Annotated in this window: 16 protein-coding genes; 4 read left to right on the forward strand and 12 right to left on the reverse strand. The window is 71.0% G+C overall.

Annotation, left to right across the window (positions count from 1 at the left end):
• Positions 1-14 precede the first annotated feature (14 nt).
• The gene (locus AB0L37_RS10980) at positions 15-758 is read right to left on the reverse strand and encodes an amino acid ABC transporter ATP-binding protein (RefSeq protein WP_365502689.1); all 744 of its coding nucleotides are present in this window, start codon (positions 756-758) and stop codon (positions 15-17) included.
• Positions 759-888: 130 nt separating this feature from the next.
• The gene (locus AB0L37_RS10985; RefSeq protein ID WP_365502691.1) at positions 889-1,341 is read right to left on the reverse strand and encodes a DUF6278 family protein; all 453 of its coding nucleotides are present in this window, start codon (positions 1,339-1,341) and stop codon (positions 889-891) included.
• 178 nt (positions 1,342-1,519) lie between these two features.
• Between AB0L37_RS10985 and AB0L37_RS10990 the strand changes: the two genes are divergently transcribed.
• The gene (locus tag AB0L37_RS10990) at positions 1,520-3,298 is read left to right on the forward strand and encodes an SGNH/GDSL hydrolase family protein (protein ID WP_365502693.1); all 1,779 of its coding nucleotides are present in this window, start codon (positions 1,520-1,522) and stop codon (positions 3,296-3,298) included.
• A 120-nt stretch (positions 3,299-3,418) separates the two neighbouring features.
• Here AB0L37_RS10990 and AB0L37_RS10995 read toward each other — a convergent pair whose 3' ends face one another.
• Positions 3,419-4,198, reverse strand: coding sequence for an exodeoxyribonuclease III (locus AB0L37_RS10995; RefSeq protein ID WP_365502694.1), 780 nt, complete (start codon positions 4,196-4,198; stop codon positions 3,419-3,421).
• A gap of 103 nt (positions 4,199-4,301) precedes the next feature.
• Here AB0L37_RS10995 and AB0L37_RS11000 point away from each other — a divergent pair, with 103 nt between their 5' ends.
• Positions 4,302-4,898 (forward strand): isochorismatase family protein, encoded by a 597-nt coding sequence (locus AB0L37_RS11000; protein WP_365502696.1) that lies wholly within the window; start codon positions 4,302-4,304, stop codon positions 4,896-4,898.
• Position 4,899: 1 nt separating this feature from the next.
• Here AB0L37_RS11000 and AB0L37_RS11005 read toward each other — a convergent pair whose 3' ends face one another.
• Positions 4,900-5,535, reverse strand: a complete 636-nt coding sequence (locus AB0L37_RS11005) for an MBL fold metallo-hydrolase (RefSeq protein WP_365502698.1) — start codon at positions 5,533-5,535, stop codon at positions 4,900-4,902.
• Positions 5,536-5,551: 16 nt separating this feature from the next.
• A complete protein-coding gene (pcaC, locus tag AB0L37_RS11010) occupies positions 5,552-6,844 on the reverse strand; it encodes a 4-carboxymuconolactone decarboxylase (RefSeq protein ID WP_365502700.1) in 1,293 nt (430 codons plus the stop codon).
• Positions 6,845-6,945: 101 nt separating this feature from the next.
• Here pcaC and AB0L37_RS11015 point away from each other — a divergent pair, with 101 nt between their 5' ends.
• Positions 6,946-7,668: a 2-phosphosulfolactate phosphatase gene (locus AB0L37_RS11015; RefSeq protein WP_365502702.1), complete on the forward strand. Its 723-nt coding sequence runs from the start codon at positions 6,946-6,948 to the stop codon at positions 7,666-7,668.
• Here AB0L37_RS11015 and AB0L37_RS11020 read toward each other — a convergent pair.
• The gene (locus AB0L37_RS11020) at positions 7,665-8,024 is read right to left on the reverse strand and encodes a MerR family transcriptional regulator (RefSeq protein ID WP_365502704.1); all 360 of its coding nucleotides are present in this window, start codon (positions 8,022-8,024) and stop codon (positions 7,665-7,667) included. The genes AB0L37_RS11015 and AB0L37_RS11020 overlap by 4 nt on opposite strands.
• Before the next feature lie 451 nt (positions 8,025-8,475).
• Here AB0L37_RS11020 and AB0L37_RS11025 point away from each other — a divergent pair, with 451 nt between their 5' ends.
• Positions 8,476-8,835 (forward strand): hypothetical protein, encoded by a 360-nt coding sequence (locus AB0L37_RS11025; RefSeq protein WP_365502706.1) that lies wholly within the window; start codon positions 8,476-8,478, stop codon positions 8,833-8,835.
• A 55-nt stretch (positions 8,836-8,890) separates the two neighbouring features.
• Here the strand turns inward: AB0L37_RS11025 and AB0L37_RS11030 are convergent, their stop codons facing one another.
• The 6 genes from AB0L37_RS11030 to AB0L37_RS11055 form a co-directional block, all read right to left on the reverse strand.
• The gene (locus AB0L37_RS11030; RefSeq protein WP_365502708.1) at positions 8,891-9,199 is read right to left on the reverse strand and encodes an SCO5918 family protein; all 309 of its coding nucleotides are present in this window, start codon (positions 9,197-9,199) and stop codon (positions 8,891-8,893) included.
• 34 nt (positions 9,200-9,233) lie between these two features.
• A complete protein-coding gene (locus AB0L37_RS11035; protein WP_365502710.1) occupies positions 9,234-9,413 on the reverse strand; it encodes a hypothetical protein in 180 nt (59 codons plus the stop codon).
• Positions 9,414-9,486: 73 nt separating this feature from the next.
• The gene (locus AB0L37_RS11040) at positions 9,487-10,875 is read right to left on the reverse strand and encodes a DEAD/DEAH box helicase (protein WP_365502712.1); all 1,389 of its coding nucleotides are present in this window, start codon (positions 10,873-10,875) and stop codon (positions 9,487-9,489) included.
• Between the two features lie 185 nt (positions 10,876-11,060).
• A complete protein-coding gene (locus AB0L37_RS11045; protein ID WP_365502714.1) occupies positions 11,061-11,264 on the reverse strand; it encodes a cold-shock protein in 204 nt (67 codons plus the stop codon).
• Between the two features lie 268 nt (positions 11,265-11,532).
• Positions 11,533-12,108 (reverse strand): sugar kinase, encoded by a 576-nt coding sequence (locus AB0L37_RS11050; RefSeq protein WP_365502716.1) that lies wholly within the window; start codon positions 12,106-12,108, stop codon positions 11,533-11,535.
• Positions 12,109-12,122: 14 nt separating this feature from the next.
• Entirely contained in the window at positions 12,123-13,274 is a 1,152-nt protein-coding gene (locus AB0L37_RS11055) for an ROK family glucokinase (protein WP_365502718.1), read from the reverse strand.
• Between the last annotated feature and the right edge of the window lie 220 nt (positions 13,275-13,494).

Below are 13,494 nucleotides of genomic sequence, written 5' to 3' on the forward strand. Positions count from 1 at the left end.
GCTTCACTCCCCCGTCAGTGCTTGAGGATCTTGGAGAGGAAGTCCCGGGCGCGCTCGCTCTCGGGGTGCGTGAAGAAGTCCTCGGGGGCACGGTCCTCGACGATCTTCCCGTCCGCCATGAACACGACCCGGTCGGCGGCGGTGCGGGCGAAGCCCATCTCGTGGGTGACCACCACCATCGTCATGCCGTCGCGCGCGAGTTGCTGCATGACCTCGAGGACCTCGTTGATCATCTCCGGGTCGAGCGCGGACGTCGGCTCGTCGAAGAGCAGGGCCTTGGGGTCCATGGCGAGGGCGCGGGCGATGGCCACGCGCTGCTGCTGGCCGCCGGACATCTGCGCGGGGAACTTGTCGGCGTGGGCGGCGAGTCCGACCCGGTCGAGGAGTTCACGGGAGCGCTTGTCCGCCTCGTCCTTCTTGCGCCTCCTGACCTTCACCTGCGCCAGGGAGACGTTCTGGAGTACGGTCTTGTGCGCGAAGAGGTTGAAGGACTGGAAGACCATGCCCACTTCGGCGCGGAGCTGCGCCAGGGCCTTGCCCTCTTCGGGCAGCGGCTGCCCGTCGAGCCGGATGGACCCGGACTCGATCGTCTCCAGACGGTTGATCGTCCGGCAGAGCGTCGACTTGCCCGACCCCGAAGGGCCGATGACCACGACCACCTCCCCCTTGCCGACGGTGAGGTTGATGTCCTGGAGGACATGCAGCTCCCCGTAGTACTTGTTCACGTCACGCAGCTCGATCAACGGATCGACGGCCATGGCAGTCCCTGCCCACTCTCAGCTGTGTCGGTCCGCGCAAACTATCCACGCTGATATGGGACTTAACCGACGACACGCACTTATGGCCATTAACCGTATTTGCGGCTCAACGGCGTTCCTGGCCACGGGCCTACGATTCGGCGGCCTCCGCGTAGAACTGGGAGAGCTCGGGGGCGCCGCTCACGGCCCAGGCGTGGCCCGCCTCCACGACGTCGATCTCGCGCCCGGACGCAAGGCGTACGACCGGCTGCCCGTTGGGCCAGATCACCCATGCGGCGCCGGGCGCGTGGTGCACGAGGACGGTGCCGAGGTAGAGCCCCGCGTCGTTGCCGAGCCAGTGCAGTACGTCCTCGTCCTCGCGCCAGCGCGGCACCAGCTGGTCGAGCGCCTCCAACGACCGTACGGAGTCGTCGAGTTCGACCCCGGCGTCCTCCGCCTGGGAGCGCAACAGCTCGCACTCGGAGAGGAGTTCGGCGAGACCTCCGTCCGTGCCGTCACCCGCGTCGCCGCCCTCGCCGAACACCGCGACGCCGAAGGCGGGGCCGTGCTTCTTGCGCCAATTACCCACGAAAGGGATCTTCATACCGCACAGACTGGCATCCGCGCCGGGCCGCGCACCACAGGCGCGCGGGCCACGTCGCGGCGCGGGGTTCGCGGGGAGTTCCCCCTCGCTTCATACGCGGCTCATTGACGCGTTCCCGCCCCCTCCCTACGTTCATGGCGCACCTGTCTCGTCAGCCGCACGATGGAGGGAGCCGGCCTTGCGCCGACGTACCTGGGGAACAGCCGCCGTCCTACTGGCCGTCTGCGCGGGCCTCGCGCCAGGGGGCACGGCCCACGCGGCCCCCGGCAGATCCGAGCCGCTCCCCCTGGAGCGGCTCTTCGACAACCGGGCGGTCAGCGACGACCGGGCCCCGGGCGAGGCGGACTTCGACGGCGCGGGCGGTTCGCTGTCCGCGCAGGACCTGACGGCCGCGGGCTGGACCCCCGGGCGGAGCCTGGGAGTTGACCGGGCGCGCCTGACGTGGCCGCGGACGGCCGGAACCGGCGACGACAACGTGGCCGCGAACGGACAGCGGGTCCGGGTGAGCGGGAGCGGCGACGCCCTCGCCTTCCTGGTGGCGGGCACCGGCGGGGACGCCGGCGGGGCGGGCGTCGTGCGGTACGCGGACGGGACCCGCTCCGCGTACACGCTGACCGCCCCCGACTGGCGCACCGGACCGCTCGCGACGAAGTCGGTCGCGCTGCCGCACCGGAACACACCGGACGGCCAACTCACCGAGAGGACCAGGCTGTACGTGGTGACGGTGCCGGTGCGCACGGGTCGCCGGATCACGTCGGTCGAGCTGCCGAAGGCACCGGAGAGCGGGGCCGCACTGCATGTGTTCGCGCTGTCCGTGCGGGCGCGCACCACCGGCTGGACGGGGACCTGGTCGGCGTCCACGGCCGGCTATACGACGGTGGGCCCGTGGGCCGACCGCACGGTGCGGCTCGTCGTGCACACGAGCACGGGCGGACCGCGCGTACGCGTCCGGCTCGACAACACCTTCGCATCGACGCCGGTACGGATCGGGAGCGCGTCGGTGGCGGTGCAGGAGTCGGGGGCGGCGGCGCGCGGGAACCCGGTGCCGCTGACGTTCCGTGGCGCCGCCGGGACCCAACTCCCGGCCGGCGCGCAGGCGTTCAGCGATCCGCTGGACTTCGACGTACCCGCGGACGCGAACCTCCTGGTCAGCTTCCATCTGCCGGAGCCGGTCGCCGCGGCGCCCGTGCACAGCCAGGCCATCCAGCGCTCGTACGTGAGCGAGCCCGGGGACCACGCCGGTGACGCGCAGGGCACGGCCTACACGTCCACGATCTCGTACTGGCCGCTGCTGACCGGCGTCGACGTCGGGGGCGGCCCGGGCTCCGTCGTGCTGCTCGGCGACTCGATCACGGACGGCGTGAAGTCGACGCAGGACGCGAACCACCGCTGGCCGAACGTGCTCGCGACGCGCCTGCTCGCCCAGTCCGAGGTGCCGCGCTACGGGGTCCTGAACCAGGGCATCTCGGCGAACAAGGTCGCCACCGACCGGTACGTGGGCGACGGGATCTCGACCGACACGGGCGGGGTGAGCGCGCTGCACCGCCTGGACCGGGATGTGCTGGCCCAGACGTCGGCCCGGACCGTCGTGGTGTTCCAGGGCATCAACGACGTGCGGTGGGGCGCGAGCGCCGAGCAGGTGGTTGCGGGGCTGCGGGAGATCGCGGCGCGGGCGCACGCGCGGGGGCTGCGGGTGATCGGGGCGACGATCACTCCGTGCGAGGGAGAGGCGCTGTGCACGGCTGCCGCCGATGCGGAGCGGGCTGCCGTGAACTCGTTTGTGCGCGGGGCGGGTTCGGGGTTCGACGGGGTGCTCGACTTCGACGCGGTGCTGCGTGACCCGGCGCATCCTTCGCGGATGCGCCCGGAGTTCGACAGCGGGGATCATCTGCATCCCGGGGATGCGGGGCTGAAGGCCTTGGCCGACTCCGTCGACCTGCGGGTCCTGGTCGGCTGACCGCACGGTGGGGGCTGGTCGCGCAGTTCCCCGCGCCCCTGAAATGCCTGCGCCTCGCGCGCATTTCCCCTGAGGGGCGCGGGGAACTGCGCGACCAGCCCCCACGCACCCGCAGACGCGCTACACGTCCAGATCCACCACCACAGGGGCGTGATCCGAAGCCCCCTTGCCCTTCCGCTCCTCGCGGTCGACATACGCATCCTTGACCGCCCCGGCGAACGCAGCGTTCCCGTACACCAGGTCGATCCGCATCCCCTTGTTCTTCGGGAACCCGAGCGCCCGGTAGTCCCAGTACGTGAACGGGTGGTCGTACTTCAGCGGCCGAGGCACGACATCGCTCAGCCCGGCCTCCCGCAACGCGGCCAGCGCAGCGCGCTCCGCGGGGGTGACATGCGTGGCGCCGTCGAACAGGGCGATGTCCCAGACGTCGTCGTCCGTCGGCGCGACGTTGTAGTCGCCCATGACCGCGAACGGGCGCGAGCCCGCCGCGTCGCTCGCGACCGCCGCCTTCAGGGCCTCGAACCACTGGAGCTTGTACGCGTAGTGCGGGTGGTCCACCTCCCGGCCGTTCGGCACGTAGACCGACCAGACGCGGACCGGGCCGCAGGTCGCGGAGACCGCGCGGGGCTCCTCGGCGCCGTCGTAGCCGGGGTCGCCGGGCAGGCCCTTGACGACGTCCTCCAGGCCGACGCGGGAGAGCAGTGCCACCCCGTTCCACCTGCCGTTCGCGTTCACCGCCGACTCGTAGCCGAGCTCCCGCAGCGCGTCCGCGGGGAACTGCTCGGCCGAGCACTTGGTCTCCTGGATGCACAGCACGTCCGTGCCGCTGCTCTCCAGCCAGGCAAGGAGGCGCGGCAGCCGCGCGGTGATCGAGTTCACGTTCCAGGTAGCAATGCGCATGCCCCACAACCTACCGGCCGGGTATGACAACGGCCCGACCCCGGGCACGGATATAGACAGGCAACCTTGCAAGTTTTCCTGTTAGGCAGGTAGCCTGCCGAACATGAGCACCCCCAGCACCGGCACCCCGCACGCCCTCGACGAGCGCCCCGCCCTCGTCCTCATCGACCTGCAGAACGGCATCCTCGGCCTGCCGACCGTGCACCCCGCCACGGACGTCCTGAAGAACGCGGCGCGCCTCGCGGACGCCTTCCGCGCCCAGGGCCTGCCGGTCGTGCGTGTGAAGGTCGCCTGGTCGCCCGACGGCGGCGACCTGCCGGCGGGCCGGTCCGCGGCGCCGGGCCTCACCCAGGCACCCCCGCCGGAGTTCTCCGCGTTCCCCGACGAGCTCGGGCCGCTGGGCGACGACATCGTGATCACCAAGCGGCACTGGGGCGCGTTCACCGGCACCGAGCTGGATCTCCAGCTGCGCCGGCGCGGGGTGACGCAGATCGTGCTCGGCGGCATCTCGACGTCCATCGGGGTCGAGTCGACCGCGCGCTCCGCCTTCGAGCTGAGCTACCACCTGCTGGTGGTCGAGGACGCGACGACCGACACGGACGCCGCGTCGCACGCGCACACCTTCGGCAAGATCTTCCCGCGCATCGCCGAGCTGGGCACGACCGAGGACGTCCTCGAACTCCTCGCGCGGCGACGGTAGTTCACAGCCGCGTCGAGTCACCCGGCGTCAGACGCAGGTGCTCGGTGCCGCCGAGCGCGCCGATCTGGTTGTCGTAGATCGGGCGCGCGAGGTCGGTCAGGAGCGCGTCATGGATGTCGTACGCCCGCTGCGGCTTCACCTCGCGCACGTACTCGATGACCTCGGCGATCTTGTTCCACGGCGCCATGACCGGCAGCATCAGGGTCTCGACGGGCCGGTCGGGGACGGTCAGGGCGTCGCCGGGGTGGAAGACGGCGCCGCCGTCGACGAGGTAGCCGACGTTCGTGATGCGCGGGATGTCCGGGTGGATGACGGCGTGCAGTTCGCCGTGCACCTGTACGTCGAAGCCCGCCGCCGTGAACGTGTCGCCGTGCCCGACCGTGTGGACGCGGCCGGGGAACGCCGCCGAGATCTGCTCCGCCACCGACCTCAACGTCCAGATGTGCGCGCCGGGATTGGCCTCCATCCCGGCGCGCAGCCGTTCCTCGTTGAAGTGGTCGGGGTGCTCGTGCGTCACGAGGATCGCGTCGGCCCCGAGCGCGGCGTCCCCTTCGGAGAACCCGCCCGGGTCGATGACGAGCGTCTGTCCGTCCTTCTCCAGGCGGACGCAGGCATGGGTCTTCTTCGTGAACTTCATACGCCCCATCCTGCTCCTACTCCTGCGGCGTCGTCTCCTCGCGGATCACCTGCTGGGCGACCTTGAACGCCGCGTTGGCGGCGGGAACACCGCAGTAGACGGCGGCCTGGAGCAGGATCTCCTTGATCTCGGCCGGCGTGAGCCCGTTGCGCAGCGCGGCCCGGGTGTGGAAGGCCAGTTCGTCGAGGTGACCGCCCGCGACCAGCGCGGTCAGCGTCACGCAGGAGCGCATCCTGCGGTCGAGGCCGGGGCGCGCCCAGATCTCGCCCCAGGCGTAGCGCGTGATGAACTGCTGGAAGTCCCCGGAGAACTCGTCGGCCGTGGCCAGCGCCTGGTCCACGTGCGCGTCGCCGAGCACCTCGCGGCGCACCTTCAGGCCCACGTCGTGCGGGTCGGGACGGCCCGCGGCCTCCGGCTGGAGGACGGCCGCGCTGATCTCCGCCCGCGGCGCGAGCGGCGGGGGCGGCGGCGCGAGGACCGGCTTGACCGGGGCGGCCTGGATGGCGTGCTGCCCGGTCTCGTACGCGGGGATCCAGGCCGAGGAGAAGTGGCGTACGAGAAGGTCGGTGACGGCCGCGGGCTGCTCGACCGGGGCCAGGTGCGAGGCGCCGGGGACGACGGCGAGGCGCGCGTCCGGGATGCCGGCCACCAGCGTGCGGGCCTCGGCCGGCCCCGTGACCTGGTCCTCCGAGCCGACGAGCACGAGCGTGGGCAGACCGATGGCGCCCAGCTCGGCGCGGATGTCGAAGGCGGCGAGGGCCTCGCAGGCGGCGATGTAGCAGCCGGGATCCGTCGTACGGACCATCTGCACGGCCCAGTCGGTGATGGCGGGCTGCGCGGTCGCGAAGCCCGGCGTGAACCAGCGCTCCGGGGACGTGCGGGCGATGGGGTCGAGTCCGTTGCTGCGCACGATGACGCCGCGCTGGCGGAACTCGTCGGCCGTGCCGAAGCGGGGCGAAGCCGCGATCAGCGCCAGGGAGGCGACGCGGTGCGGGTGGCGCAGGGCCAGTTCGGCACCGATCGCGCCGGCCAGCGAGCAGCCCGCGTACCCGAACCGCTGCACGCCCACCTCGTCGAGCGTGGCGAGCAGCCGGTCCGCGAACTCGGCGACGGAGCCCGCGGGGTGGGCGGGGGCGCCGCCGTGGCCGGGAAGGTCGTAGCGGAACACCCGCCACTGCCGGGTCAGCTCGGGTATCTGCCGGTCCCACATGTGCCAGGTCGTACCCAGTGAGGGGCCCAGGATCAGGACAGGGGCGTCTTCGGGCCCGTCAAAGCGGTACTGCAAGGTCTGGGTACGCGTCTCACTCACCCGCCAACGCTCCCACATCGCGCCGCGGCGCCGATAAGGGGGTGGTGAGAATTCAGGGCGGACCAGGTGAAAGATCCCCCTGCGTACGCGATCATCGCCCGATGGACACACGTTTCCTCGGCATCACCGAGCTGGCCGAAACCCCTTCCGTGGCCGTCGTCGTCGACGTCATGCGCGCCTTCACGGTCGCCGCGTGGGCCTTCGCGAGGGGCGCCGAGAAGATCGTGCTCGCCGAGTCGCTGGACGACGCCAGGGCGCTCAAGGCGGAGCATCCCGAGTGGGTGGCGCTCAAGGACGGGCCGCCCGCGCCCGGGTTCGACGCCGTCAACTCACCGGGCCTGCTGCGGTCCGCGGACCTCGACGGGCGCACCGTCGTACAGAAGACGACGGCCGGGACGGTCGGCGCCCTCGCGGTGAAGGACGCGTCGCTCGTGCTGTGTGCCGGGTTCGTGGTGGCGGAGGCGACGGCGCGGGTGCTGCGGGAGCGCGCGGACGACGGCGCCGGGGTGACGTACGTGGTGACCGGGGAGGACGGGCGCGCCGAGGAGGATCGGGCGTGCGCCGAGTACATCGCGGGACGGGCCGCGGGGGACGGGACGGACGCCGCCCCGTACCTGCGCCGGGCCCAGCACTCGCGCGCCGCCGATGAGTTGACGCAAGGGATCCGTCAGGGGGTGCACCCCGACGACGTCGCGCTCTGCCTCGAACTCGACCGGTTCCCCTTCGCCATGGTGGCGGCCCCGGAGGGCGCGCTCATGGTGCTGCGTGCGCGCGCCGTACCGTCGCTCCGGTCGCCTGCGTCCGTGTCGCTCCAGTCGCGCTAGTCGTCCCGGGCGGACTGTGCGGACGCCTTCGCCTGCTTCGCCGCTTCGCCTGCGCGGCGGTACTCGGCGTTGAGCCGCTGGGCCTCTTCGAGCTGGTCCTCGAGGATGACGATGCGGCAGGCGGCCTCGATCGGGGTGCCCTGGTCGACGAGCTCGCGCGCGCGGGCGGCGATGCGCAGCTGGTACCGGGAGTAGCGCCGGTGTCCGCCGCTGGAGCGCAGCGGGGTGATCAGGCGGGCTTCGCCGATGGCCCTCAGGAAGCCCTGGGTGGTACCGAGCATCTCGGCGGCCCTGCCCATGGTGTAGGCGGGGTAGTCGTCGTCGTCGAGACGCCCGAACGAGTCCTCTGCTGTCATTTGCACCTTCTCTGTGAAACGCGTCGAGGGGCCCTGGCGCCGTACCGGCACCAGGGCCCCGAAGGAACTACTACACCATCTGCCGGCTCTTGTACTGCGCCGACCTATTGTTGCCGCACGTCCGGCTCGGAAACTGCCGGGGGCGCGGGGATCGCGGATGCGTGACCGGAGACCACCTGCCTATCGATGTCCTGCGGTACCCGGACTCGATGCTCCCGTCCGGGCGATCCTGATGGCGTTCGATCCCTCCGTTCTTTCCCGCGGTTGTACGGATACTTCGGTACTGCTACTTCGTCTACTGCTTGCGTCTCGATCTTCCGATCTCGGCTACGAGAGAAACCATAGCCAGCCCACAGCCCAATGTCTACTCCGGCCGAGATAGATTTCTGCGCGTCCAGGGAGGAGGTAATCCTTCGCAGGCCGTCGGCGGGCAGGAAATATAGTGGGGGCCATGTCGAAGCCTGACGAGTTGCTCGTTGACATCGCCGCCCTGGTGGAGTCCGAGGAGAGCAACCAGATGTCCCTGACCGTGGTCACCTGTGGTGCCGTCATCACCGGCCGGCTCGCTCCCGAAGCCGTGTGGAGGCGGCGGGTCTGCGAGGTCCTGTCCGACTCGGACCGACTCGGTGAGTTCTCCGCCGTGTTCGACGCCCCCACCAAGCGCGCCGACCCGCCGACCCATCTGCACTTCCATGTGGCCCGGATCCTCCAGGGCACCGTGGGCATCCCGGAGACGGGCGGGATGTACCGCGTCGCGATCGAGGACGTGAGCGCCTGGACCGTGGGCGACTTCAGTTACTCCGACCGCTGAACACAGCAGTGTGGCCCCGCCCGGCACATCGCCGGACGGGGCCACACTGCTGTGTTCAGACGGCCGCGGGGGTTCCCAGCAGCGCGGAGGCCCGCTGGAACGCGTCCTCGACCCGTACGGGTTCGGCCGCGGGCAGCGTGCGGCAGGTGAAGCCGAGCCGCTCCATGGCCCGCAGGACCTCGGCGGCGGAGAAGTCGCGGCGGTCCTGGCCGGTGATCACCTGGCCCACCTGCTTGACGGGGTAGTGGCGGCGGCCGATGGTCACCGATTCACCGGTGACGGGTTCGGCCTTGATGCCCTTCATCGACTGCACCACACCGCTCTTGGTGAGTTCGAAGGGGAAGCGGGCGATGACGCAGCGCATGATGCCTCACAGGGAGAAGTTCAGCGGAACAGGGTCAGCAGGCCAGGGCGGGGATGTCGCGCAGCCGTACACGGTCCGTGTAGGCGGAGCTGGCGCGGACGGCGGTGAGGCCGGTCCGGGTGACGAGTCCGGTGCGCTCGTCGTCCTGGTCGCACACGGCCAGCCGGCCGGTGCGGGCGGCGGTCATGATGGCCAGCGCCACTTCCACGCTCATGTCGTCACAGACCTGGACCAGCGTCAAAAGATGCCTCCTGCGGAGTGGGGTGAGTTCTTCGGCCGACCGGGTGTTACGCAGCCTGGCTGGCGCTGCCCGTCGGACGGGCGGACGCGCGCCGGGCTCCGGAGGAGGGGCGGCGGCGGCCCCGGGCGGAGGGGCCGCGGCGCGGGCGGTCCTCCGCCGGTGCGGTGATGACCACCGGGACTCCGGACGGCTCCTGCGCGCCGGTGATCCGGCTCAGGGCGGCGTCGCCCGAGCGGACCTGGGTGGTCTGCGGGCGGATCCCCGCGTCCGACATCAGGCGCGCGATGCTGCGGCGCTGGTTCGGCGTGACGAGGGTGACGACGCTGCCGGCCTCACCCGCGCGGGCGGTGCGGCCGCCGCGGTGGAGGTAGTCCTTGTGGTCGGTCGGCGGATCGACGTTGACGACGAGGTCGAGGTTGTCGACGTGGATGCCGCGCGCCGCGACGTTCGTCGCGACGAGGACGCTGACGTGGCCCGACTTGAACTGCGCCAGCGTGCGGGTGCGCTGCGGCTGCGTCTTGCCGCCGTGCAGCGCGGCCGCCCGTACGCCGCTGTCGAGCAGGTCCTGCGTCAGCCGGTCCACCGCGTGCTTGGTGTCCAGGAACATGATCACGCGCCCCTCGCGGGCCGCGATCCGGGTCGTGGCGGCGTGCTTGTCGGCCCCGTGGATGTGCAGGACGTGGTGTTCCATCCGCGTGACGGCGCCGGCCGACGGGTCGACCGAGTGCACGACCGGGTCGCTGAGGTAGCGGCGGACCAGCAGGTCGACGTTGCGGTCGAGCGTGGCGGAGAAGAGCATCCGCTGCCCGCCCGGGCGCACCTGGTCGAGCAGCGCGGTGACCTGCGGCATGAAGCCCATGTCGGCCATCTGGTCGGCCTCGTCGAGGACGGTGACGGCCACGTCGTTCAGCCGGCACTCGCCGCGGTCGATGAGGTCCTTGAGCCGGCCGGGGGTCGCGACGACGACCTCGGCGCCGCGCCGCAGCGCGCCGGCCTGCTTGCCGATCGACATGCCTCCGACGACCGTGGTCATGCGCACCTGGACGGAGCGGGCGTACGGGGTGAGCGCGTCGGTCACCTGCTGAGCCAGCTCACGCGTCGGTACGAGGATCAGCCCGAGGGGCCTGCGGGGCTCGGCCCGCTGTCCACGGGTGCGGGCGAGCAGGGCGAGGCCGAAGGCGAGGGTCTTGCCGGAGCCGGTGCGACCGCGGCCGAGAACGTCACGGCCGGCGAGCGAGTTCGGGAGTGTCGCGCCCTGGATCGGGAACGGCGCGCTCACGCCCTGCCGTTCGAGTTCGGCCAGCAGCTGCTCGGGCATGTCGAGCTCGGCGAAGGCGGTCACGGCGGGCAGGGCCGGCGTCACCGTTACGGGAAGCGCGAACTCGCCGCGTGCGGCGGCGGGTCGGCGGGAATAGCTGGGGCGTGCGCGGTACATATGGCGCCTTCCTCGATGTGGCACATATCAAGGAATTACGGCTGCCACTGAACGGCACAGGTAATTACGAGTATGAACCGGTGGGTAAATACTGCGGAGCCGGCCGGTACATGCGCCGGAAATGCAGGTAGCCGGGACCCGCACCCCGAAGGATGCGGGTCCCGGCTACTCAGCGTGGGTCAGCGTCAGGCCGCGACGATGTTCTCGGCCGTCGGGCCCTTCTGGCCCTGCGCGATGTCGAAGGTCACCTTCTGGCCCTCGAGCAGCTCGCGGAAGCCCGACGAGGCGATGTTCGAGTAGTGGGCGAACACGTCCGGACCGCCACCGTCCTGCTCGATGAAGCCGAAGCCCTTTTCAGCGTTGAACCACTTCACGGTGCCGTTAGCCATGTCATTCTCCTCTTGCGAAGTCATTGGCGCCCGCACTGCGCGGGAGCCGTGTTCGTCGTGATGACCCCGCCCGGAAATGACCGGAAATACATAAGCGCTTGCACGCTTGAAGTTTTGGGAACCACAACAGCAACTGAGATCGACAGTAGCACGTCACGGCGGCGTGCATACGCCGAACAATTCGCTCTCGCTTATTGCGGCAGAAAGCCTCAGTGCGCGGTTCGGCAAACTCTCACTTCGCGGGCGCAGATATTTCTGGATCGCGCGCTCAGGGGTGGGTCGTCGAGACCACGTAGACCATGGGGTGGTCGGGGTTCGAGCGGTTCACCATGACCGTCTGCGTGGGCGACGGGTCTTTCTGGGCGTGGGTGAGGCCGTACCAGGGGCCGGGTCCGGTGAAGTTCCAGCCCGCGACCTGCTGGTCCCGGTCGCTGATCGCGACGTGGTCCTTCTTGAGGTCGGAGGCGGTGCTGTCGATGTTCTCGAGGAACGAGGCCAGGCCCTTTTTGCTGGTGAGGAACTGCGCGTACAGGCGGCTGACCTTGTAGTTGTTCGTCTCGTAGTACGCGACGCTGCGCGAGCCCGCCGGGATCGGGATCTGGTAGAGGCGGCGCTGCACCTTCGACGGCCAGCCGATGGTCAGGCCGGTCGCCGAGTACTTGGCTTCCTTGTCCTTGCCGCTGTCACGGCTCTGGTTCGCGGAGATCACCAGGTAGCCGGCGGGGATGCCGATGAGCAGCACGATGGTCAGGAGCGTGAGCGCGCGGCGGCGGATCATCCGGCCGCGGTCCTCGGCGGGGCGTGCGGTCTCGTCCGGGGACGAGGCCTGGCGGGGCACCATCATGGCGGGTCGTCCCGTCACTGCTCGCCGCTGCCGGCGGCGCCGCCGAGGGTGCGCGCGTAGCGCTCGTACCGCTCGTAGCGCTCCACGCGGCGGCGCTTGGCGCGGCGGAAGCGGCGGGCGACCAGGCGGGCCAGGTCCGCGGCGCCGACCATGCCGGCCTCGGGGCCGAGCTGGGCGCGGGCGATCCGGGCCTCGGGGCGGTAGCCGCGGCCGGTGAGGTGGCGCTTGAAGGCGTCGCGGGCGGGGCCGATGAGCAGGTCGTCGGCGGCGGACACTCCCCCGCCGATGACGAAGCAGGACGGGTCGAGGGCGGCGGCGAGGTTCGCGATGCCGACGCCGAGCCACTGGCCGATGTCCTGGAGCAGCTCGACGCACATGGCGTCGCCCTCGCGGGCCAGCTCGGTGATGAGGGGCCCGGTGATGTCGGGGATGCTGCCCTTGACCCGCTCGATGATGTTGTACGCGACCGGGGAGTCGGCTGCGGCGAGTTCGCGGGCCTCGCGGACCAGGGCGTTGCCGGAGCTGTACTGCTCCCAGCAGCCGCGGTTGCCGCACGGGCAGCGGTGCCCGCCGGGGACGACCTGCATGTGGCCGAACTCGCCGGCGACGCCGAACTTGCCGCGCTTGACCTGGCCGTCCTCCAGGATCGCGCCGCCGATCCCCGTCCCGAGGGTGATCATGACGAGGTGGTCCTCGCCGCGGCCCGCGCCGAAGCGCCACTCGGCCCAGGCGGCGGTGTTCGCGTCGTTGTCGACGAGTACGGGGACGGAGAGGCGGCCCGCGAGGCGGTCCCTGAGGGGTTCGTTGCGCCAGGACAGGTGCGGGGCGAACAGGACGCGGTTGCGGTCCGCGTCGACCCAGCCGGCCGCGCCGATGCCCACCGCGTGCACGTCGTGCCGGTCGGAGAGGTCGAGCACCAGCTCCGTGATGGTGTCCTCGACGACCTTGGGGCTCTTGGACTTGTCCGGCGTCTCCGTGCGCAGGGTCTCCAGGATGACGCCGTCCGCGTCGACGACACCCGCCATCACCTTCGTGCCGCCGATGTCGATCCCGACGGTGGGGACGCGGGGGGCCGTCAGGTGCGAGCGGCGCTCACGGGTGCCGACGGTACGCAGGACCGTGGCTCGGGCGCTGCCACGGTGGGCTAGGTCGCGGTAGGTGCTCATTGCGGCGATTCTGCCTCACGCGGTGGCTCCGCCGCATGCCGGGTTTCTGCTCGGCCGGGGGCGCCTTCGGGGAGGGGTGGGGTGGGGTGCGTCGGCGGGTGCGGGTTCGGTGGGGGCTGGCCGCGCAGTTCCCCGCGCCCCTGAAATGCCTGCGCTTCGCGCGCATTTCCCCGATAAAGGCTGAGCGGCGAAGCCGCTCGCCTTTAGGGGCGCGGGGAAC

Source organism: Streptomyces sp. NPDC052225, assembly GCF_040679615.1.
GTDB lineage: Bacteria > Actinomycetota > Actinomycetes > Streptomycetales > Streptomycetaceae > Streptomyces.

Bases quoted from the DNA above. Each gene is read 5' to 3' on its own strand.
- AB0L37_RS10980 (WP_365502689.1), bottom strand. From the start codon at position 758: ATGGCCGTCGATCCGTTGATCGAGCTGCGTGACGTGAACAAGTACTAC.
- AB0L37_RS10985 (WP_365502691.1), bottom strand. From the start codon at position 1,341: ATGAAGATCCCTTTCGTGGGTAATTGGCGCAAGAAGCACGGCCCCGCC.
- AB0L37_RS10995 (WP_365502694.1), bottom strand. From the start codon at position 4,198: ATGCGCATTGCTACCTGGAACGTGAACTCGATCACCGCGCGGCTGCCG.
- AB0L37_RS11000 (WP_365502696.1), top strand. From the start codon at position 4,302: ATGAGCACCCCCAGCACCGGCACCCCGCACGCCCTCGACGAGCGCCCC.
- AB0L37_RS11005 (WP_365502698.1), bottom strand. From the start codon at position 5,535: ATGAAGTTCACGAAGAAGACCCATGCCTGCGTCCGCCTGGAGAAGGAC.
- AB0L37_RS11015 (WP_365502702.1), top strand. From the start codon at position 6,946: ATGGACACACGTTTCCTCGGCATCACCGAGCTGGCCGAAACCCCTTCC.
- AB0L37_RS11020 (WP_365502704.1), bottom strand. From the start codon at position 8,024: ATGACAGCAGAGGACTCGTTCGGGCGTCTCGACGACGACGACTACCCC.
- AB0L37_RS11025 (WP_365502706.1), top strand. From the start codon at position 8,476: ATGTCGAAGCCTGACGAGTTGCTCGTTGACATCGCCGCCCTGGTGGAG.
- AB0L37_RS11030 (WP_365502708.1), bottom strand. From the start codon at position 9,199: ATGCGCTGCGTCATCGCCCGCTTCCCCTTCGAACTCACCAAGAGCGGT.
- AB0L37_RS11035 (WP_365502710.1), bottom strand. From the start codon at position 9,413: ATGAGCGTGGAAGTGGCGCTGGCCATCATGACCGCCGCCCGCACCGGC.
- AB0L37_RS11040 (WP_365502712.1), bottom strand. From the start codon at position 10,875: ATGTACCGCGCACGCCCCAGCTATTCCCGCCGACCCGCCGCCGCACGC.
- AB0L37_RS11045 (WP_365502714.1), bottom strand. From the start codon at position 11,264: ATGGCTAACGGCACCGTGAAGTGGTTCAACGCTGAAAAGGGCTTCGGC.
- AB0L37_RS11050 (WP_365502716.1), bottom strand. From the start codon at position 12,108: ATGATGGTGCCCCGCCAGGCCTCGTCCCCGGACGAGACCGCACGCCCC.
- AB0L37_RS11055 (WP_365502718.1), bottom strand. From the start codon at position 13,274: ATGAGCACCTACCGCGACCTAGCCCACCGTGGCAGCGCCCGAGCCACG.